Raw genomic sequence first — 20,371 nt, 5'->3', positions numbered from 1 at the left:
TTGTTAAAATAAATACTGATATGTATTTTGGGGGAATCGCAGTAAATGCGGTCTTATGATCAATAATAGAAAGTTTAAATAAATGGTGGTTGTGCTATGAAAAAGAGAATAGGTATTTTAACAAGCGGCGGTGATACGCCGGGCATGAATGCTGGAATCCGCTCTGTTGTAATGGCTGCGGATGCGGCAGGTTTTTCCGTAATGGGAATTACAAAGGGATACGCCGGCCTGATTGAAGGGCGTGTAGACCGTATCAAGACCGAGGATGTGGACGGTATCGTCGAAAAGGGCGGTACGATCCTCAAAACCGCGCGTTGCGAGGAGTTCAAAACGCCGGAAGGGCAGCAGAAAGCCCTGCAGGTCATCAAGGCGTTTGATATCTCGGGCGTGGTAGTGATTGGCGGGGACGGTTCGTTTGCGGGCGCTAAAGTGCTTTCGCATTTGGGCGTGCCGACCATCGGTATTCCCGGAACGATCGATAACGACCTTGCGTATACGGATTTTACGATTGGCTTTGACACGACGGTAAACGGCGTGATCGGCGAGATGTCGAGGATTCGCGATACAATGAAATCGCACGAGCGCGTGGGCGTTATCGAGGTCATGGGAAACAAGTGCGGTGATATTGCGCTCTATGCGGGTATTGCAGGCGGTGCGGAGCATATTATTATACCTGAAGTGGAATTTGATATCGATTATATTTGTGAAGAGATTCTTGCCAGCAGGATTAAGGGCAAAATGACGAGTATTGTGTTGATTGCCGAGGGCGCGGGCAAGGGCGAAGCCGTTGCAAATTATATGCGCGCGAAGGCAAAGCTTGACGCAAAGGCAATCGTGCTTGGTTACATCCAGCGCGGCGGCGCGCCGACGGCTGCGGACAGGCTGCGCGCGACCAGCATGGGCGTACGTGCCGTACGCCTGCTTGAAAAGGGCATTGGCAACAGAGTCGTGGGAATCCGCGACAATAAAATTATCGACGAGGATATCGATGAAGCCTTGTCAAAGGAAATGGTGTTCCGGAAGGATCTCTATGAAGAATTCAACATCATGTCGGAAAACCATTAATTGCAAATCAGGAAGAATTACGGCAAAAAAGGCTTTTTGAAAGCTTTTTTTGCCTCTTTCATACTACCCCAAAAAGAAAGGCGTGAGTGCTATTAACACGTTTGCGGTACCGGAAAGCGTAAAAATCGGAAGCGGAATCCTCTATCCGAAATTAACTGAATTTATCAAACCAACCCACAGGGTAATGCTGATCGTAGACAAGGTTGTGGACGGGCTGTATGGTAAGGAGGTCTATGCCTGCCTGGAAGGGCATTGCAGGGAGGTCAAACGGGAGTTCGTGCACGCGGGTTCGCTGCGCGAGGCGCTTTTGATGGCGTATTATATTGTTAACCGCGATTTTGACGCGGTGATCGCGATGGGCGGCGGCAAGGTGCTCGATGTTGGCAAATACGCGTCGTCCATGTCAAAAAAACCGTTTATCAGTATCCCGACGTCGATTTCCCACGATGGTGTCGCGTCGCCGATCGCCGTTTTGAAATGCGATCATGGCACTGTGAGGAGTCTTGACTGCAAGATACCCACGCATATCATCATGGACATTGACATCATCAAAAAAGCGCCGAGGAACCTTATCGTTGCCGGGCTTGGGGATCTTGTTTCCAATATCACGGCGCTGAAGGACTGGAATAAGGCGGTGGAGGCCGGAAAAGCAAAGATGGATGATTTTGCTTACATCATTTCCGGTACCGCGGTACGGGCAGTGGTGCAGTATACGGATCCGGACCTTGAAAACGAAGCCTTTTTGACGCAGCTTGCGGAATCGATCGTGCTTTCCGGGCTTGCGATGAATATTACGGGAAATACGCGTCCGTCAAGCGGCGCGGAGCATCTGATCAGCCACGCGATCGACGCGATTGGCAAGGGCACGTTCCACGGCCTGCAGGCCGCAATGGCAAGCATATTGGTGGAATACCTTTACGGCGGCGATTATGAATTTATCAGGAATTATTTGAAGGGCTTCGGCATACCCACGAGCTTTGAAGAGCTGGGGCTTTCTTACGACGAATACGTGCAGGTCATGCGTATGGCGCGCACCACGCGCAAAAACAGGTATACGATTCTGGACGAGATTTCTTATGACGATGAAAATTTAAAGCGGATTTACGACGCGGTTTATGGAGGATAGAATGCAAAATCAGGAACAGCGGGGCAAGGTGAATCCACAGGCCGCGGATTTAAAGGACATCGAGTGCTTTGTGCTCGATATGGACGGGACGATCAACCTGGGGGAACGGCTGATTGACGGGGCGAAGGAATATATCGAGTTCATGCAGGAAAAAGGCGTGCCGTTTTATTTCTTTACCAACAATTCTTCAAAGGCGCCGTTGGATTATGTCAAAAAACTGGAGAGGCTTGGCTTTTCCGGAATGACGCGCGAAAACATCATGACCTCCGGCGACGTAATGATACATTACCTGAAAACACACGCCAGCGATCCCAGGGTATACCTTGCGGGCACGCCGGAGCTTAACCGCCAATTCCGCGACGCGGGAATAACGCTGCTGCCTGCGGACACTAAAACGGCGGATTTTGCGGTGCTTGGTTTTGATACGTCCTTTGACTTTGCCAAGGCGGATGCGCTGTGCAGGCTGGTAGCGGATGGAGTGCCGTTTGTCGCTACGAACATAGACCGGGTATGCCCGCTTGACGGCGGCAGGTTCCTGCCTGACTGCGCCTCTATGGCGTGTCTTGTTACGCACGCGACGGGTGTGGAGCCAAAGTTTGTCGGCAAACCGTTTCGTGAAACGGTGGACTATATCCTTGCAAAAACCGGTGCCAAAAAGGAAAGAACCGCAATGGTGGGAGACCGCCTGTATACGGATATCAAAACTGCCGTGAATGGCGGAATCGTCGGGATTGCAGTGCTTTCCGGTGAGATCAGCTATCAGGACATCGTAGAGGGCGACGTTGCGCCTGACTACATTCTGGACAGCGTATACGATATCTACAGCGCAATACGCTGAAAAGTAATTTTCTGACTTTAGTATCCATTGATATAAATACCCGTAAAAAGCTCTATGGCGCAAAGCGCCTGTTATGAAAGGGTGACACGATGAAATATTTGATGGGAATCGACGTTGGGACGAGCGGGGTAAAATGCCTGGTTGCGGATGAGACGGGAAAAGTCCTGAAATCCGTCACAAAAACGTATCCGCTGCATACGCCAAAGCCGGCATGGTCTGAGCAGGATCCGGCGGATTGGTGGCGCGGGACAAAGGATGCGATTCGTGAAGTGCTCAGCGGTGTGGACAAAGAAAAAATTGTCGCGGTTGGGCTTTCCGGGCAGATGCACGGGCTGGTGGCGCTGGACAAAGACCACCGTGTTGTACGCAATGCGATCCTGTGGAACGACCAGCGTACGGATGAGGAATGCCGGGATATCATAAAAGCGGCGGGCGGCCTTGACGCGCTTGTGGCCTACACCAACAATACAATGGTAACCGGGTTTACGGGCAGTAAGCTTTTGTGGGTAAGGAAGAACGAGCCGGACAACTACGCGCGCATTGCAAAATTTGTGATGCCAAAGGATTATATCCGTTATTGCCTGACGGGAGAGCTCGTTACGGATGCCTCGGAAGCGTCGGGGACGGGGCTTTTTGACGTGCAAAGGCGTGAATGGTCCAAAGAACTGATTGAGAAAATCGGTCTTGATGAAGCGATTTTTCCAAAGGTTGTGGAATCCGACGAGAGGACTGGGCGCGTAACAGAAAAGGCCTTTGAAGAAACAGGTTTGCCGGAAGGCTTGCCCGTATATGGCGGCGGCGGGGACGCAGTCATCCAGAACACCGGCATGGGGATTGTGAAGGAAGGGACGCTGGGCGTTGTGATGGGGACGTCAGGCGTCGTTGCGACTGCAATGGACAGCTTTGGAGAAAACAAGGGCGGAAGACTCCAGTTTTTCTGCAATAACGCGGATGGCAAGTATATGGCGTTTGGCTGCCAGCTTTCGTGCGCGGGCTCCATGGAATGGTATAAAAATACCTTTTACAGCGAGAGCACACAGCCCTTTGTGGAGATCAACGAAGGAGCGGAAGCATCGAGCGTGGGTGCAAACGGCGTGATATTCCTGCCTTACCTGACGGGAGAGCGGTGCCCTTATCCTGATCCGGACGCGCGCGGCGTGTTTTACGGCCTGTCTCTGCTTACAAATAAAGGCGATATGGCAAGGGCCGTCATGGAGGGTGTGACATTTGGTTTATACCAGATGTACGAGCTGATCCTGAAAACAAATGAATCGCTCAAAATAAAGGAAGTAATCCTTTCAGGCGGCGGTGCAAATTCAAAGCTGTGGAAGCAAATCGTTGCGGATATTTTCAACCTCCCGGTCAAGATACTTGCCGGGGCGGCCGAGGGCGGAGCCTATGGCGGGGCGCTCGTTGCCGGCGTGGGCGAGGGGATTTACGAAAGCCTTGAGGATGCGGAAAAGGTGCACAGCGTAAAGGAAGTCGTAGAACCAATCGCCGGGAACCACACAAAATACCAGAAGGTCAAAAAGATATACGATAAGCTGTACTATGACCTGAAGGATACGTTCCGGATGGCTGCGGAATAAAATATACGGTTTGCGCGGCGCTGCCGTGTTTATCGATAATAAAATGAATGGTAAGGAGTTTGTAAAAATGAATTGTTATTACATTATCGGATTGAGGTTAAACCACCGCACCAGCAATGCCATTAAACTGCAACAGGCTCTGACAGAATATGGGTGCAACATCAAAATGCGCGTCGGCCTGCATGAGACGAGCGAGGAGTTTTGCGCAGATGACGGGGTGATTATGCTGCAGGCATGCGGTGACAAAGAAACCGTTGAAAAGATGGTTGCCGCGTTCAATGACGTGGAAGGCGTAACCGCAAAAATGCTCGACCTGAACTAAAAAGCATTCAAACAAAAAATCCCGCCCTGAAATAAGGCGGGATTTTTTTGATTGTCCTGCCCTGTACAGACGGGTATTTCAGCGCTTCCGGCCATCCCTACCAACAACCACAGGTGTACAAAATTTTGTGCGGTTTACAAAGAAAACAGGAGTTCGTTTCCTGGTTACAGGCGATATTCTTGCTTTCTTTAACACAGGATGATACCATGTAAAAAACAGGAGGCTGCGATGGTATTCGAGCTTGAAAGATGGGATGAAAAATATATAGACGATGTGGCGGAATACGCGAACAACCCCAATATTGCGCGTAACCTGAGAAATGCGTTTCCTTATCCATACACATGGGAAGACGCAAAGGAATTTGTTTTCTCGTGCATGCAAAATGATGAACGGCGGCAGTGTGCCCGTGCAATCGTAGTCGAAGGCCGGGCGGTGGGGAGTATTGGCGTCTTTCTGGGAAGCGACGTTTATGAAAAGAGCGCGGAACTTGGCTACTGGCTGGCGGAGCCTTTTTGGGGAAAGGGAATCATGGCGGAAGCGGTTCGCAGGATATGCGGGATCGTTTTTGACCGCTATGGCATAGTCCGCATTTTTGCAGAACCATTCGCTTCCAATACAGGTTCGCGCAGGGTGCTTGAAAAAGCGGGCTTCAGGCTGGAAGGCATTTTGGAAAAAAGTGTATTTAAGTGTGGAAAAATTCTGGATTCGTGTATATATGCCCTCCTGAAGGAAGCGCGATAGCTGAAAATTATGATATAATACGGGAGGGGCAACTACGTGACGCAAAGGGTGATTCATACATTTGAGCCGGTTTGTGACTGCCATTCGAAAATATTGATACTGGGAACCATACCGTCGGTAAAATCACGTGAGGTTCAATTTTATTATGGAAACCCACGCAACCGGTTTTACAAAGTTTTGGGGACGCTTCTTCATTGCGAATTTCCCAATGATATCGCAGGGAAAAAGAAAATGCTTCTCAAAAATGGGATTGCGTTGTTTGATGTGCTGCGTTCATGCGATATCCATGCAAGCGCTGATGCGTCGATCAGGAATCCGCAGGCAAATGATTTTTCAAAGATATTTGACGCGGCGCAAATACATATGGTGTTTGCAAATGGAAAAAAGGCTTATGAATTATATCAAAGGCATTGCCTTCCCGTCACAAGGAGGGAGTGTATTTGCCTGCCGTCCACAAGCCCGGCAAACGCGGCAGCAGATATGGACAAGCTGCTTGCGTCATGGGCGCAAATATTGGATTATTTATAGAAAGAGACAGGAGTTTGGCGTAATGGGAAAAGATATTTTGCCGGCGGGACACAAAAAGTGGCCGGATCATCGCACGATAGATAAATGGCGGCTTACCCATTGTGCAAACGATACGGTCATGGAGGAATAACAGATGAGTCTTTCGGTTTCAATTTCCCTTTTTTTTGCCGTCGCGGTGGCGTATATCCTGATTATCGACATATTTACGATTTTATTCAGGATGTCCGGCATGACGGAAGAAAAAGCAAAATTCCAGGTGATTTCATTGCTCACAAACAGCGGCTACACCACCAAGGAAAGCGAGCTTGTGGTGTCAAAGCTACTGCGCAGGAAGCTTGCGCGGACGGTGATGCTGTTTGGGTATATTTTTTCGGTTACGATCATCACAGTTTTTGTTAATGTGGTAATGAACCTGCCCCGCGCGGTGCAGGCAGACCTCTGGACGCTCACTGTGATTCTGGCGATCATCTTCGTTGTATTTATGGTGGTAAAGCGTGTGCCAAAGGTGAAAACGAAGTTTAATAATATCATCGAAAAAATGGGACAGCGGTTTATGTTCCGCGGGAATGTCAATGTGATCAGCGTGATAGAACAATATGCAAAGGGCGTCATCGCGGGAATCCATGTGCAAAAGGTACCGAGCGTCATCGATGGGAAAACACTTGGTGAGTTTGATATGATAGGGAAATACGGCATCCATTTGATTATTATCAAACGGAAGGAAGAGGTGCTTGATTATATCACAAAGGATACTAAAATCGAGGCGGATGACCAACTGGTGTTATTCGGGCGGTTACAAAAGATTATGGATTTATTTTTTGTTACGCAGGACGGACGGGCCTCATTGGAGGCTGTAAAAAAAGAGGAAGAAAAAGAACTGGAATAGCGATTCCGGATCAGAAAAAGCAGGTATATTAAAAGCCCCGCGCCAAAAGGCGCGGGGCTTTGCTGTTGAAGCTTTATTTGATACGGATGCCATTGATGCTGCCGTTGCTCGATCCAACAACAAGCATATCATTCATTACCGCGGGTGTGCCGACGGTTGTTCCACCAAGGGAAACGCGGTCAAGAGCCTCGCCGGTTTTTCCATCCAGAAGCGTCATGATGCCGTTGTTGTTCCCCTGGAGCAGATAGCCGGTATTGTCCTGCGTATAGACTGCGACAGGCGAAGAAAGGCCATAATGGTCCATTTCGTGCTCCCAGATCGTTTCGCCCGTATCCGTATTCAGTGCGACAAGCTTTCCGCTTTCCTGCGAAGCGTCCGTTTGGGCGACCGTAAAGAACACCATATTTGAAAGCGTACCGGTACCAAGTACCGGCGAGGCGGATGCGCCGCCTCCTGACAAACAGTCGTAGGGCGTCTGCCAAACGATTTCGCCGGTCAGCGCATTTATCTTACGAAGGTACGCCGTTCCTTTCTGTCCTTCCTGCGGCTGCAGCGATGCCTTGGAGGCAACGTACAGGAAAAGGCCATCCTGTGTCTGTTCCAACAGCGGAGAAGCGTCCGTTGCTGTGATCAGGTCCTGCACATAAACGGGCGTCATTGTATTCAGGTCGATACATTGCAGCCAGCCGCCGCTGTCTGTCAGGAACAAATAGTTTTTCCATGCGGCTGCGGAGGCAATGATGCCGTATTTGCGGGGAGTATCGGCGGAGAGCTGCGCGTCGTCCGCATTTTTGGGCGTTGTATAACGGTATTTGACGGGCGTATCCGGATTGATGGACACCGTGCCAGCCGCACGGTCAAATTCCGAATTTAAGACGGCGGTATATAAAATACCGTTTTCTCCCGCCCACACAAGCGTATCCGCATCGGCGGCAACCAACGGGGAACCGCTGTATGCCTGCCAGGATTCGCGGTAAGCAAACGGATCCTTTTGCTCCGCACCATATTTGTAAAGAAGCTGACCGTCAATCAGGCTGTATACGTACAGATAAACATTGTCGTGCTGGTCCGTGCCGGAGAGACCGGTTCCCTGGCCAACATAAAGCAGCGGATATCCCCGTGGATCGAGTGCAGCCGTTCCCGTTACGGCAAAACCGGTATTAATTGGATCGCGCGTATAGCTGCCGTCGCTCAGGTCCATAAAATATATTTTTCCGTCCATAGCCGGATAGATGACCTCAATCAGTCCATCGTCGGACTTCTTATCGGAATATAAGTTCATCATCTGCCGGATATCGGTATCCCATTGTGCAATAAGCGGCTGCGCGGAGGAATTGATTCCTGCCGGTTCCACGGCAGTACCGTTTTGCGACCACAGCTTCTCAAGCTTTTTATCAGTGATATCTGCGGAACCGAAGGCTCCCTGGTCACGGTAATTATTGCTGCGGAAGGTCGTAATTCCCTTCATGCCCGTGTAGTCGCTTGCAGCGGGGAAACTGATAGGCCGCGCGCGCGTATATTCGGCGACGGCCGCGCCATCCTGCTCGATTTCTGTCTGAAATCCGAATGCTGAGGGAAGGGTGGAATCAACGGCGGCGACCGTAAAGTTACCCGGATCGATTGTGGGAGCCGCACTGGGCGTTGGAGTAGAAGAGGGCGCGGCAGCCGCTGTTTCTTCCGCTGATGGTGTCGCGGAAGGCTCAGGAGTAGATGCTCCGGAAGCGAATGGCCCCTGTTTGGTCAAAAACAGGACTCCGAATATAATGCCGGCAATAATAGCCGCAAAAATTAAGATCACAATAATCAAACGGCCGACGCGCAGGCGCTTGCGCGGGCGATAATTATGGCCACGCGGGTAGCGCGGCTCGCGATAACTAAAATGGCGAGACATGGTATGCTCCTTCACATTTTTTCGAATGATATCTATTATACCTTAAATTTAACTTTTTTTAAAATGGTAGTGGAAAATTTTAGAAAAAACATGTTGCGCGGCAAAAAGAAACAAATTAATTATACATTAAAAAGAAAAAATATTCATGTAAAAAACTGGCAAAGAACCTGAAAAAACGAAGTAAAAGCCGCGTGAAGCAAAAACAGGTTATCCGCAACCGTAAAACCCGCATTATTATGCTAAAAAGGAGAGTTATCCACAGAAAAATGTGGATAACTTTTGACTGGAAAAATGGCTTTGTGAAGCGGTTTTTGCTGTATGGGTGCGTGGAAATAAAATTGAGTTATCCACAAAAGGAAAAAGGCGTGGTTGAGCGGTTCCAAAAATGTCAATAGGAAAATAAAAAAATGTAATATTTTTTTTGGGAAGGTATAAAAATAACAAATTTTATACATAAAAATGTATAAAAAAACTGTGGCGAAAAGCCACAGTTTTTTTTGTGGAACAACGTTCCGGTTATTTGCTCAAATATTCGTCGATGCTCTTTGCTGCCGTTTTTCCGGCGCCCATTGCCAGGATAACGGTAGCTGCTCCGGTCACCGCGTCACCGCCTGCATATACGCCGGGGATCGATGTTTCGCCGGTTTCTTCGTTTGTAATAATTCCACCCCACGATTCCGTTTTCAATTCGGGTGTGGAGTTTTTGATCATCGGGTTGGGAGACTGGCCGATTGCGACAATAACAGCATCAACAGGAATCACATATTCGCTCCCTTTGATCTCAACAGGCCTGCGCCTGCCGGAAGCGTCGGGTTCGCCAAGCTCCATACGGATATTTTTCATTCCTGTTACATTGCCTTGTTCGTCTCCAACGATTTCGATTGGGGCTTCCAGAAGCCGGAAATCGATTCCTTCCTCTTTTGCATGATGCACTTCTTCCAGACGCGCCGGCATTTCTGCTTCGCTGCGGCGGTATACGATATATACATGGCCCGCTCCAAGGCGTTTGGCGCAACGTGCCGCATCCATCGCAACGTTACCGCCGCCGATTACAGCTACGCTCGAATAAGGCTTGATGGGCGTATCGTAGGATGGATATTCATATGCGTGCATGAGGTTGATCCGTGTCAGGAATTCATTTGCGGAGTAAACGTCGTTGAGGTTTTCTCCCGGGATATTCATAAAGGAAGGAAGTCCTGCGCCGCTGCCGATGAAGATTGCCTCGTAGCCCATTTCTTTTAGTTCGTCAATGGTCAGTATCTTACCAATTACCATATCGAGCTTGATTTCAACGCCCATTTCCCGTAGTACGTTGATTTCAAGGTCTACGATCTCCTTGGGAAGACGGAACTGCGGGATACCGTATTTCAATACTCCGCCCGCTGTATGGAAGGCTTCAAACAGGGTTACGTCATAGCCTGCTTTGGCAAGATCGGAGGCACATGTAAGCCCGGACGGGCCGCTGCCGATAACGGCGACCTTTTTTCCCTTTTTGGGGGCGACGTTTTTATCGCCAAGCGCGCCCTGGGACATCGCATAATCCGCAGCAAAACGCTCGAGCCGCCCGATACCGACCGGTTCGCCCTTTTTACCGCGCACGCACAGCTGCTCGCACTGGCTTTCCTGCGGGCAAACCCTGCCGCATACGGCGGGAAGGCCGTTGGTCTCAATGATCTTTTTATAAGCGGCCATGAAGTTGCCTTCTTTGATTTCGTGGATAAACTCAGGGATATTGACCTGTACCGGGCATCCCGCGACGCACGGGCGGTTTTTACATTCGAGGCAGCGCAGGCTTTCCTCCTGCGCCATTTCCGCCGTATAGCCGAGGGCGACCTCCTCAAAGTTTTTTGAGCGGACGTCGGCGTCAAGCTCCGGCATTTTTACTTTTTCAAGAGACATATTTCTTTCCATCGTTATTTTTCCTCCGCCATTTTGATCAGCCTGCAGTCCTCTTCGCGTTCCTTCAGCCCGTCGTACATCGAAAGGCGGCGCATTGCGCCGTCAAAATCGACCTCGTGTCCGTCGAAATCCGGGCCGTCGATACATGCAAATTTTGTCTTTCCGCCAACGGTAAGGCGACAGCCGCCGCACATTCCGGTGCCGTCGATCATGACGGGATTCATGCTAACGATGGTTTTGATTCCATATTCCTTTGTGAGTTTGGATACGAATTTCATCATCGGGATCGGACCAATCGCAACTACGACGTCATATTTTACGCCGTCCTCGATCTGCTTTTTGAGCGCGTCGGTTACAAATCCGGAAAAACCGAAAGAGCCGTCGTCCGTTGTGATGATGAGGTTATCGCTCGCATTTGTCATCTCTTCTTCCAGGATAATAATATCTTTTGTTTTGAATCCGGCGATCATATCAACAGATACGCCCATTTGTTTCAGGTGTTTCGCCTGCGGAAGCGCGATGGCGCAGCCGAGCCCGCCGCCGATCACCGCCGCTTTTTTAATGGACGGATCAAAATGGGATGCAACGCCAAGCGGCCCAACCACATCCAGTATCTCGCCGCCCTCGGGCAGCGTACCCAAATACTGCGTCGATTTGCCGATCTGTGCAAAAATGATCGTGACGGTGCCGGCTTCGCGGTCGAAGTCTGCAATCGTCAGAGGGAAACGCTCGCCCTTTTCATGCGTGCGTAAAACAAGAAACTGTCCGCTTTGTGCTTTTTTTGCAATCAACGGAGCATCGATTACCATCTTGGTAATATTGTTTGCAAGTTCCTCTTTTTTTAAAATTTTGTACATGATAATCTCCCCATTACAATTTTTTTGTCCTATTAGTGGCACTTCTACCATTATAAACTACTAAAACAGCAATACACAAGAGCAAAAGGAACTTATGAAAGTAGAAAACGATTTTCACAAACTGATTGACATTAGGCTCAACTCATAATAAGATTATATTTGTAAATGAACGGGCGTTCAGTTAAAAATCCGGGGGAGACTAGATATGGATGAAGCGATTGATAAACGCGCGGAGATGATGGGGACTGCCAGGGTTCCCAGCGCGATCATAAAGTTGGCGATTCCCGCCATTATCAGCATGGCTGTTATGGCGATTTACAATATGGCAGATACGTACTTTGTCAGCATTTCGCCGGAAGGCTATCTTGGTACGGCGGCGGTATCGGTCTATATGCCGGTTATGCTGATTACGCAGGCGCTTTCCATCCTGTTTGCGGCGGGCGGCGCGGCCTATCTTTCAAGGCTGCTTGGCGCGAAAGAAAAAGAGAAGGCGGGCAGGACTGCAACCACAACGATTACCCTTTCTTTTCTGTCCGGCGTTTTGGTGGCCGTTTTGGGCTGTATTTTTGCAAAGCCGCTGCTCCTTGCGCTTGGGGCGTCGGAGGGGACGATTGGCCTGGCGCTCGACTATGCGCTTGTGATGTTTATCGCCGCGCCGGTGCAGCTTACCAATATGGCGTTTAATAATCTGCTGCGTTCGGAAGGAAGTGCAGTGCAGTCCATGACCGGCATGGTGATCGGCGCTGTTTTGAATATCGTTCTCGATCCGATCTTTATCTTTACATTCCAAATGGGCGTACTGGGCGCCGCGGTTGCGACTGCGCTTTCCCAGGTAGTCGCATTTGTGATACTTTCCTCCAACTACTGGAGAAAAAAAACGATTGCGCCTTTTCGGCTGAAGGGCTTCCGGTTTGACAGGGAAATTATTTCCTATATTACGAGGATCGGTTCGTCTACGTTTTTAACACAGCTTTTGGCTGCGGTTGGGTTTGCGGTAATTAACGTATGTGCAAAGCCTTACGGGGATGCGGCGATTGCGGCTTTTGGCATTGTAAACCGTATTCAGTTCCTGGGATTTGCACTTGTGTTTGGGTTTGCGCAGGGCTATCAGCCTGTGGCGGGCTATAACTTCGGCGCGCATAAATTTGACCGTTTGAAATCCGCCATGGGTTTTGGTATTGCCGTGGCATTGCTGATTGGCCTTGCAGTTACGCTCTTATGCAACTTTTTTGCGGTGCCAATGATGACGCTTTTCACAACGGACGCTTATGTGATGGAAATTGGCGTCCCCGCGCTGCAATGGTTTACGGCGGGCTTTACCATTACGGCGTTTACGCTGATCATGATGATGACGCATCAGGCGTTCGGAAAAGCTGCGGGGGCGATGATCCTGTCCATCTCGAGGCAGGGGGTGTGCCTGATTCCGACGGTAATTGTGCTTGCGACTACGCAGGGGCTGTGGGGAATCATGATATCGCCGCTCGTTGCGGATATTATTTCAGGAATCATTGCCGTGGTACTTGCGGTTCGAATATTCAAATATATCAAAATAACAAAAGAGGAATACGCCCTTGGGCTTCTTAACCCAAATGAAGAACAATAAGCAGGGAGAATAATAATTATGCCAAAGAAAATTGAAGACGTTACGCAAAAGATTATCAGTGCCGCCCTTGAAATTTATCATCAGGAGGGCTACGACAGCCTGTCCATGCGCCGGATTGCGGAGGTAAGCGGGCTTTCCGTAGGTACGGTATACACGCATTTTGATGATAAGGAAGCCCTGCTTGCGCAGGTGCTTGCAGGAGAGATCGAGCAGATAATGGTTGAATTTATGGGGACGGTTTTCGGTAAGGAGCCGAAAGAAGCCTTCTATGGTGCGATCTATTGCTTCATCGCACGGATGACAGAAACGCCGCAGGATGTGATCAACCAGGTCGTTAATTTTGAATCGGATAAAGAATACATCGAACGTACGTTGTTTGGAATACGCAAGCAGGTACAGCAGCTGTTTATTGAACTGATTACCCGCGTGTTTTCCGAATGCGGCAGGGAGCTTGCAGAAGGGGAGGCAGAGGTTTTATCCGAGCTGTTGTTCGGGATGCTCAATGCAATCTCCCTTTATGGCAAGGGGGATGTGGAGGAGCGCTCCAATCTCGTGTACCGTATGCTGATCGCTTATGCTGAGAAGGAATGCGAGCTTCCCAAAAAGAAAACGGATGTTAAAAAGTAAAGGAAAAAGAGAATAAAAAAATTCGGCGTATGGCAGGCTGGCGGAACATTGTATGCCGATTGCCATACGCCTGTTTTTTACACAATCTATTGGAATCAACTCAAATTTGAACGGGCGCTTCCCGCACGTTGCGGCAATCGCTTTAAACATCAGTTGTATTATTTCAAGCATGAAGTTACTGAAAATACAGTGTGAACAGCTCTGAAAAATCATCCTTACCATTCCAGAATTGCTGAAAGCCTTCGGGCGTTACGAAACCGTAAGCAAACGTATCCACATACTCTTTTATGGCTTTTGAGAACGCAGTTTCGCCCATCTGCACGCGCATCTGGTACAGCAGGCTGGCGGTGCGGTTATAAATTCCGCTGTAGTCTGCGGCTTCCTGCTTTTGCCAGTCGTACAGCGAAAGACTTAAGTCCACCGCGCCAAATTCATTGTCCTCCATGACAAACTGGTGTTCAAAGGTCAGCGACTGCTCGAGCGAGTAGCCGTCGTCCAAATTCTCGACCGGATAAGCGTCAAGATATAAATATTCTGCAAACCGGCACAGTCCTTCATCGAGCCAGGGATATCTGATCTGGTCGTTACCTACTACACCATAAAACCACTGGTGTGCGATTTCGTGCGCCACGGCCCTGTCAATATCAGCTGTGCAGTAGGCCAGATCTTCAGGGATTGCCGGATCGATACCCAGCTCCTCCATATTGTCGAGTGTCACGAAAGTACCGACCATAATAAGCGTGGGGTATTCCATGCCGTTGACGCCGCCGGTAAGGCCGCTCGAGACGACGGATAGCGTATCATATGGATATGCGCCGAACATACCGCTGTACAGGGATAACGCCTTTTTGGCCGTTTCCATCATGCGCGCCGCTGTTTTTGTCATATCGTCGCCGTAATAAACCGTAACGGAAATACCGTCCACCGTATCTTCGAGCGTATCATATCCGTCGCTTGCACAAAATGCAAAATCGCGCACCTTTTCAGCATGGAAACTCCCGTTCGCCTGCCGGTCTCCTGTTGCCGCAACGGTATATCCCTCCGGTGCATGGATGGCAACGTCGTAATTGGCGATATCCGTATAAAACGCGTCGCCCAGCGTTGCGTACGGCTCGATAGCCCAGCCGTTTTCGTCATATACGGCGGGGGTGATGATGAAGTTGCCGACATTGTATACATTTTCCTGATATCCGAAACGGTTCTGGATATCGGGGATACGCACAGTGTATTCCATCTGGATGGACAGCGTTTCGCCTGTACCGAGCGGGGTGGAGAGAGGCATGCTGAACACAGTCTGTTCCCCGCGCTGCAAAAGGGCGTCGCTCCCCCCGGCGGTGACGGCAGACAGGTCGATCCCGCCGCCGTTCTCTTCAAACGCGTCCGGGATGAGATTGAAATAGATTTCTGAAAGCTGCGTATCCGTGCTGTTATGATAATCGAGCAGCTGCGACACCTCGAGCGTATGATTCTCCGGATCGAGCGTAACATCAAGATTGAAGTCGTTCAGAGCTTTTCCGGCAAGCTTGTCCGCAATGGGCAAAGCGGAAGGTTCGGCCGCGGTTTGCTGCGGAAGGGCTGTGCCTGCCACCGCAGAGGCAACAGGCGGAGCGGAGGAAACGGGGGTGACCTGCGCACCGCCTGCAGCGCAGCCTGTAAGGGAAAATAACAATAGGGTGGAAATAATGATAGAGATACACTTTTTCATGATGGTTCCTTTCCTTTGTGTCAAAACTGTAAGGAAAGTATACCCGGCGGCAGTATACAAACCGTATCATAAAAGCATCCAAATTGTATCAATATCAAAAAAAGCAGTTTTCATGTAAACAGGAAGGCAAAAAAAGCATTCCGGGATGGCGTGGGATAAATTCTGTTTATTATAAGCCTGATTTGTTCCTGCGGAATGACGTGGGCGTATATCCGGTTAATTCACGGAAGGTTTTTGTAAAATAGCTCGCATCGTGAAAGCCGGTTTCAAAACAAATTTCAGTGACGGGTTTGTCGGTATTCAGGAGAAGCTCTGCCGCTATTTTGATCCGGTATTCCAAAAGATATGCAAAAGGCGTCATACCGAGTTGTTTCTGGAAGTACCGGCAGCAGCTTCGTGCACTCATATTGGCGCTTTGTGCGATATCCTTGAGCGAAACAGGCTGCATATAATTTTTGTGGATAAACGTGAGCGCTTTTTTCATATGGATGTTATGCGCCCTGCGGTCAGCTAAGGCGGGGTGCCCGGATTTTTCAAAGAGGAGGAGCCATGCCGAAGACAGGTGGTTTCTTGTGAGCAGCTCATAACCACAGCCTGCGCCTGTATAGTCCAGAAAAGCTTTTTTAAGCAGGGACAGCAAAGACTTTTGCCACGCTTCCGTTTGGAATAACGGGACGACAGCTACCTCACGGTTTGCCATCAGCGGCAGAACATATTTGTTTTCATAAATGCTGTGCGGGGCGCCCGCAATTACCTCGGCAGAAAAAACAATATTTACAGTTTCACACGGGCCGTCATTAAGCGGCCGCATCGCATGAAGCTCGTTGCTGTTGATAAAAAAACCGTCGCCCGGTGATAAATTTACTTTGTGTCCGGTGTATTCGATTACCATATTTCCATTCAGGACATAACCGAATTCAATTTCCGTATGCCAATGCCAGGGCACGTAATGCGTGATAAATTCCGAGATGTCATTACAATACATCTCCAATGGGAAAGCAGGTGTGCCACGCGGCGTTAATTCACGCAAAGCCTGATCGATAACAATTTCCTGTAGCTGCATAGGAAAACCTCGCAAAATGACTGTATAATTATATTATATGGCTTTATTGTAATGGAATCAATCATATGTTTTCCATATAATTATAAATATAAAGGAGGTTATGGCTATGATGATCTATAATGTATCAAATTTTCAGCATTTTTTTCAATCCCTGGACAAGTGCGGCGATAACCTGACGCTTGTAACGCCGGATGGAAAAGCCTACGACTGGAAATCAAACAGGTCTTTTCTCCTGTCGTTCCTGAAAACATTGGATGTCAGCCGGTGTAACAAGCTGGAGATAAGACCGGTTGGCACAGAAGCTGCGTCGCGCATTCTTTGCTATATGCTCGAGGGGGAAAAATCTGCAGCGCATTAACGAAGCGCAGGTTGTGTGCACGAAAGTATGTTTCAGGCCGTGGTTAAAAACTGCGGAAACAGAAAAAACAGGCTGATGCTCACGCACCCGCCTGTTTTTTTCTGCTATCTTATATTCGTACTGGAACGATCCTCAGATTAGTTCGCAGCCTGAGTTGCGGGCGTATAAACGCGCGCCGCGGCCTCGTTATCCATATATAGAATACCGCCCTCGCTGTTGTTTGATATCTTGAGCTTTTCGATCATGCCGTTTGCATTTTCCTCTTCTTCGACCTGCTCGTTTACAAACCATTGGAGGAAGTGCTGTGTTTTAAAATCGCGTTCATCCATCGCGGCGCCCATCAGCTCGTTGATCATGCCGGTTACTTTTTGTTCGTGCGCGAGTGTTTTTTCAAAAATATCCATGGGTGATTTAAAATCAGTATCCGGCGCTTCAATCGCGCGGAATTCAGCATTGCCGCCTACCCTCAGGATATAGTTCATCAGCATAGTCGCATGGTCGCGCTCCTCCTGTGCCTGCACAGTGTACCAGTTTGCAAACCCATTTAAATTTTTGGATGTAAACCAGGCAGCCATCGAGAGATAAAAATAAGCGGAGTAAAATTCGTTTTTCACCTGCTCGTTCAACATGTTTTCCAATTTTTCACTAAGCATTTTGATTGCCTCCATTAAAAATTTTTCATACCTTTATCCTATCATAGCCTAAGCCGGATTGGAACTGCTTTTTTTGTCACTTTTTGCCTGCACGTCGAGCTCGCGGAGCATATCGTTATTGAGATAAGTTCTTTTTGACACCACAAGGCTGTTCTTTTTCTGGAGCTCTTTATTGTAAAGGGCATAAACAGAACCAGGGGTTACCGCGCCGCCTACGGCGTGTGATTTTGGAACGCCCGTACCGTCGAGAAGCACCTCGGGAAGCAGGCGATTGTCATTTTTCATTTTTTTGGCTGCCTTTCTTTGTGATCAGGAAAAATACCACCCATGCACTGAAAATAACCAGTACAACGGCAATGCCGGGCAGGAAAGGATTGCTTGGCGTAGGCGCTTCAAACAAAGTGGAAGCATTCAGCAACTTTGAATTCACAAGATATGTGGTTCCGCCTACTACGGGGAAGGAGATGTTGCCTGAGGAATCGACTTTTATGCCGTCCGTATTAAGCGGAAGGATATCCCTGTTAAGATCATAGTAATAAAGGTAGACAAGCGAACCGGGCTGATACACGTCGCCGACATAAACGTTAAGCAAGGTATCGGGCGGAAGAGCCTGGTTTTTTGAAAGATCTACAAAGATTGCCTCGCGATCCGCAGAAGAAGCGGTACGTTTTCCTTCCGGAACCTCCTGCGAAACACTGGCGACAAGGCTGGCGTTCATAGCGGAAGGAATACGTTCCCCGTCAAACACAAAGGAATAAGGCCTTTCATTTTGCAGGAAAAAAACGAGGTCCCTGTTCTGGCCGACAAGGTTATACAGCACGCTTTCAGGAACCGTGGAAGGCTGGTTCAAAAAGATATTAATATTGGACGGCACAGAAAGCTTCAACTTGGAAATAATACTGTCCGCGTCGATCGTTTCCTCCCAGATCATGATATTTGTCATATTGGAAAAAGATTCGATTTTTTTCTGTGGCGTATCATTCAGGTAAGAGACGACCGTATTGAACAGGGTATCGTACTCCTTGAGCAAAGGAGCGGAAAAAGAATAGTCATCCCCGCCGTGATACATATAATCGAGCACCGCGACCGTAAGCGTATCATCATCCCGGACAGGCTCGCCATTTCTTGTCAGGGATGTTACTGCCGCAGCCTGGGCGCCGCTTTCAGTCAGGTACTGTTCCGCTTCAATCGTAAATCCCGCAATTTGCGGGAACCCGCTTTTTTGGTAGATAAGCTGGCTGTTCAGGAGCTCCTTCAGTTCTGCGCCGGTGACCGTAGTGGTCACAATATAATCATCAAAATCAAGCGCGTTATACATTGCTCCGAAGGTAATATCTCCCTGTGGAACAGAAGAAAGAATACTCCCGCTGTTTAAAATAGCAATATCCGCGCCGGTACTTTCCATCATGGCGGTTGTGGCAAGGATGCCAAAGTTACTGCTGCCGGTCCGCACATACTCTGATTCTCCATTCAGAAGAACCGGGGTGGAAGCAATCCGTTTTTCAAGGATCGGCTGCTGCGCTTGTGTGAAATCGGTAATGATAGCGGCCGTTTTTTTATCCGGTGCGGATTTTGCCGCCGTTTCATAATCGATAAGCTTATCAGAAATTGAAAGCAGATTGTTCTCGTCGTCAAAATTCAATGTGGCAACGCCAAAACTTTCAAAATATTTGCCGGCCTGCGCAATCGGAGGTGTTACGCCCGCAATGTAGCCCGTATAGCTATTGAAGCCGTTTTCGTATTCGTCATGGGACTTCCCGTCAATAATAAGGTCGATACCGCTTACGCTTGTCGCAATATCGATGCTGCTCAGCGTTGACGTATCGGAGGTGCCAAGATGGGTAAGCGCCACGATTGCGTTCACATTCTCGGCCTGGAGTGCGGCAACGGCTTCCTGCGCTGCAAATATGGTGTCATTTTTATCGAGGAAGGTAAGGCCGGAAAGCTGGTTCGGATCGTTGACGGCAGGCACATCCGGGGATACAATGCCAATCACACCTATTTTAACGCCGTTTTTCTGAAAAATACGATAGGCAGGGAACAGCGGCTGCCCGTCCTTTAAGAGATTCAATGCAAGACCGTCCGTACCGGACTCTTCGACAAGCTCAAGGAGACGGTCGGTACCGTATTCAAAATCATGGCTGCCGGGGACATATGCGTTGTAGCCGACTGAATTCATGATCTGGGAAATGCTTTCGCCCTCGCTCAGATTCGTAAAAGCGCTGCCGGAAAATGCGTCGCCGGCGTCCACAATCAGCTTGCCGTCGGCGGTGTCCTCCTTGACATAGGTTTTAAAACGGGCATATCCGATGGAAGATTCGTTTCCAAGCGCGTGGCCGTGAACGTCATTGGTATGATAGATATTGATGACAGTTTCAATTTCAGGACTGGCTTCCGGCGCAGCAATGGCGTAAGCCGGAAACAACGAAACCAATATAAGAATGGCCAGCAAAAGAGCCGGCGCTTTTAAATACCGCATAAAAATGCCTCCAATAGCTGCCGGTTACCACCGGCGAAAGACTCCGCGCAAAGCGTATTTTGTCCTTTTTGCATTATATCAAAAATAAAGCGCCTGTGCAATTTTGAATTGTACTGGGCTGGATTTTGCCGCAGCGGCGTG

General features: G+C 49.1%; 19 protein-coding genes. 11 read left to right on the top strand and 8 right to left on the bottom strand.

Going from position 1 to position 20,371, the window contains the following annotated elements:
• The first annotated feature begins 96 nt into the window (after window positions 1–96).
• From pfkA to ACS5WU_RS09965, 8 genes are all read left to right on the top strand, one after another.
• On the top strand, window positions 97–1,065 hold the full coding sequence (gene pfkA / locus ACS5WU_RS10000) for a 6-phosphofructokinase (RefSeq protein WP_046442790.1): 969 nt from the start codon (window positions 97–99) through the stop codon (window positions 1,063–1,065).
• Between the two features lie 82 nt (window positions 1,066–1,147).
• Window positions 1,148–2,191 carry an iron-containing alcohol dehydrogenase family protein gene (locus ACS5WU_RS09995; protein WP_160295590.1) on the top strand — a complete coding sequence of 348 codons (1,044 nt, stop codon included), beginning with the start codon at window positions 1,148–1,150 and terminating at the stop codon, window positions 2,189–2,191.
• Between the two features lies 1 nt (window position 2,192).
• Window positions 2,193–3,029, top strand: coding sequence for an HAD-IIA family hydrolase (locus ACS5WU_RS09990; protein ID WP_046442789.1), 837 nt, complete (start codon window positions 2,193–2,195; stop codon window positions 3,027–3,029).
• Between the two features lie 89 nt (window positions 3,030–3,118).
• Complete coding sequence (gene xylB, locus ACS5WU_RS09985; protein WP_302760249.1) at window positions 3,119–4,618, top strand: xylulokinase; 1,500 nt, start codon at window positions 3,119–3,121, stop codon at window positions 4,616–4,618.
• Between the two features lie 67 nt (window positions 4,619–4,685).
• A complete protein-coding gene (locus ACS5WU_RS09980; RefSeq protein ID WP_046442856.1) occupies window positions 4,686–4,940 on the top strand; it encodes a CPF_0552 family protein in 255 nt (84 codons plus the stop codon).
• Between the two features lie 198 nt (window positions 4,941–5,138).
• Window positions 5,139–5,681, top strand: a complete 543-nt coding sequence (locus tag ACS5WU_RS09975; protein ID WP_330379181.1) for a GNAT family N-acetyltransferase — start codon at window positions 5,139–5,141, stop codon at window positions 5,679–5,681.
• A gap of 36 nt (window positions 5,682–5,717) precedes the next feature.
• Window positions 5,718–6,209 carry a DNA-deoxyinosine glycosylase gene (locus ACS5WU_RS09970; RefSeq protein ID WP_046442786.1) on the top strand — a complete coding sequence of 164 codons (492 nt, stop codon included), beginning with the start codon at window positions 5,718–5,720 and terminating at the stop codon, window positions 6,207–6,209.
• Between the two features lie 133 nt (window positions 6,210–6,342).
• Window positions 6,343–7,095, top strand: coding sequence for a TrkA C-terminal domain-containing protein (locus ACS5WU_RS09965; RefSeq protein WP_046442785.1), 753 nt, complete (start codon window positions 6,343–6,345; stop codon window positions 7,093–7,095).
• A gap of 73 nt (window positions 7,096–7,168) precedes the next feature.
• On the opposite strand, the gene ACS5WU_RS09960 is transcribed toward ACS5WU_RS09965, so the two are convergent.
• The 3 genes from ACS5WU_RS09960 to ACS5WU_RS09950 form a co-directional block, all read right to left on the bottom strand.
• The gene (locus tag ACS5WU_RS09960) at window positions 7,169–8,893 is read right to left on the bottom strand and encodes an outer membrane protein assembly factor BamB family protein (RefSeq protein ID WP_465089144.1); all 1,725 of its coding nucleotides are present in this window, start codon (window positions 8,891–8,893) and stop codon (window positions 7,169–7,171) included.
• 609 nt (window positions 8,894–9,502) lie between these two features.
• Window positions 9,503–10,897, bottom strand: coding sequence for an NADPH-dependent glutamate synthase (gltA, locus tag ACS5WU_RS09955; RefSeq protein ID WP_059108686.1), 1,395 nt, complete (start codon window positions 10,895–10,897; stop codon window positions 9,503–9,505).
• 2 nt (window positions 10,898–10,899) lie between these two features.
• Window positions 10,900–11,742, bottom strand: coding sequence for a sulfide/dihydroorotate dehydrogenase-like FAD/NAD-binding protein (locus ACS5WU_RS09950; protein WP_046442783.1), 843 nt, complete (start codon window positions 11,740–11,742; stop codon window positions 10,900–10,902).
• Between the two features lie 205 nt (window positions 11,743–11,947).
• On the opposite strand from ACS5WU_RS09950, the gene ACS5WU_RS09945 reads away from it, so the two are divergent.
• Both ACS5WU_RS09945 and ACS5WU_RS09940 read left to right on the top strand, forming a co-directional pair.
• Window positions 11,948–13,345, top strand: a complete 1,398-nt coding sequence (locus ACS5WU_RS09945; protein ID WP_046442782.1) for an MATE family efflux transporter — start codon at window positions 11,948–11,950, stop codon at window positions 13,343–13,345.
• 18 nt (window positions 13,346–13,363) lie between these two features.
• Window positions 13,364–13,972: a TetR/AcrR family transcriptional regulator gene (locus ACS5WU_RS09940; protein WP_046442781.1), complete on the top strand. Its 609-nt coding sequence runs from the start codon at window positions 13,364–13,366 to the stop codon at window positions 13,970–13,972.
• Between the two features lie 175 nt (window positions 13,973–14,147).
• Here ACS5WU_RS09940 and ACS5WU_RS09935 read toward each other — a convergent pair whose 3' ends face one another.
• Window positions 14,148–15,677: a M1 family metallopeptidase gene (locus ACS5WU_RS09935; protein ID WP_059108687.1), complete on the bottom strand. Its 1,530-nt coding sequence runs from the start codon at window positions 15,675–15,677 to the stop codon at window positions 14,148–14,150.
• 169 nt (window positions 15,678–15,846) lie between these two features.
• Entirely contained in the window at window positions 15,847–16,740 is an 894-nt protein-coding gene (locus tag ACS5WU_RS09930; protein WP_302760245.1) for an AraC family transcriptional regulator, read from the bottom strand.
• A 106-nt stretch (window positions 16,741–16,846) separates the two neighbouring features.
• Here ACS5WU_RS09930 and ACS5WU_RS09925 point away from each other — a divergent pair, with 106 nt between their 5' ends.
• Window positions 16,847–17,098: a hypothetical protein gene (locus tag ACS5WU_RS09925; RefSeq protein WP_059108689.1), complete on the top strand. Its 252-nt coding sequence runs from the start codon at window positions 16,847–16,849 to the stop codon at window positions 17,096–17,098.
• A gap of 137 nt (window positions 17,099–17,235) precedes the next feature.
• Here the strand turns inward: ACS5WU_RS09925 and ACS5WU_RS09920 are convergent, their stop codons facing one another.
• Genes ACS5WU_RS09920 through ACS5WU_RS09910 form a run of 3 tightly spaced genes read right to left on the bottom strand, consistent with a single transcriptional unit; the run spans window position 17,236 to window position 20,230 of the window.
• Complete coding sequence (locus ACS5WU_RS09920; protein ID WP_059108690.1) at window positions 17,236–17,751, bottom strand: ferritin; 516 nt, start codon at window positions 17,749–17,751, stop codon at window positions 17,236–17,238.
• A gap of 48 nt (window positions 17,752–17,799) precedes the next feature.
• Window positions 17,800–18,036: a hypothetical protein gene (locus ACS5WU_RS09915; RefSeq protein WP_046442776.1), complete on the bottom strand. Its 237-nt coding sequence runs from the start codon at window positions 18,034–18,036 to the stop codon at window positions 17,800–17,802.
• The gene (locus ACS5WU_RS09910) at window positions 18,026–20,230 is read right to left on the bottom strand and encodes a bifunctional metallophosphatase/5'-nucleotidase (protein ID WP_465089143.1); all 2,205 of its coding nucleotides are present in this window, start codon (window positions 20,228–20,230) and stop codon (window positions 18,026–18,028) included. The genes ACS5WU_RS09915 and ACS5WU_RS09910 overlap by 11 nt, the downstream gene beginning before the upstream one ends.
• Window positions 20,231–20,371 lie beyond the last annotated feature (141 nt).

It is taken from the genome of Christensenella sp. KGMB01412, from assembly GCF_055522415.1.
The sequence above is the reverse complement of the archived record's forward strand: the minus strand, read 5'-3'. Positions and strand labels throughout refer to the sequence as shown.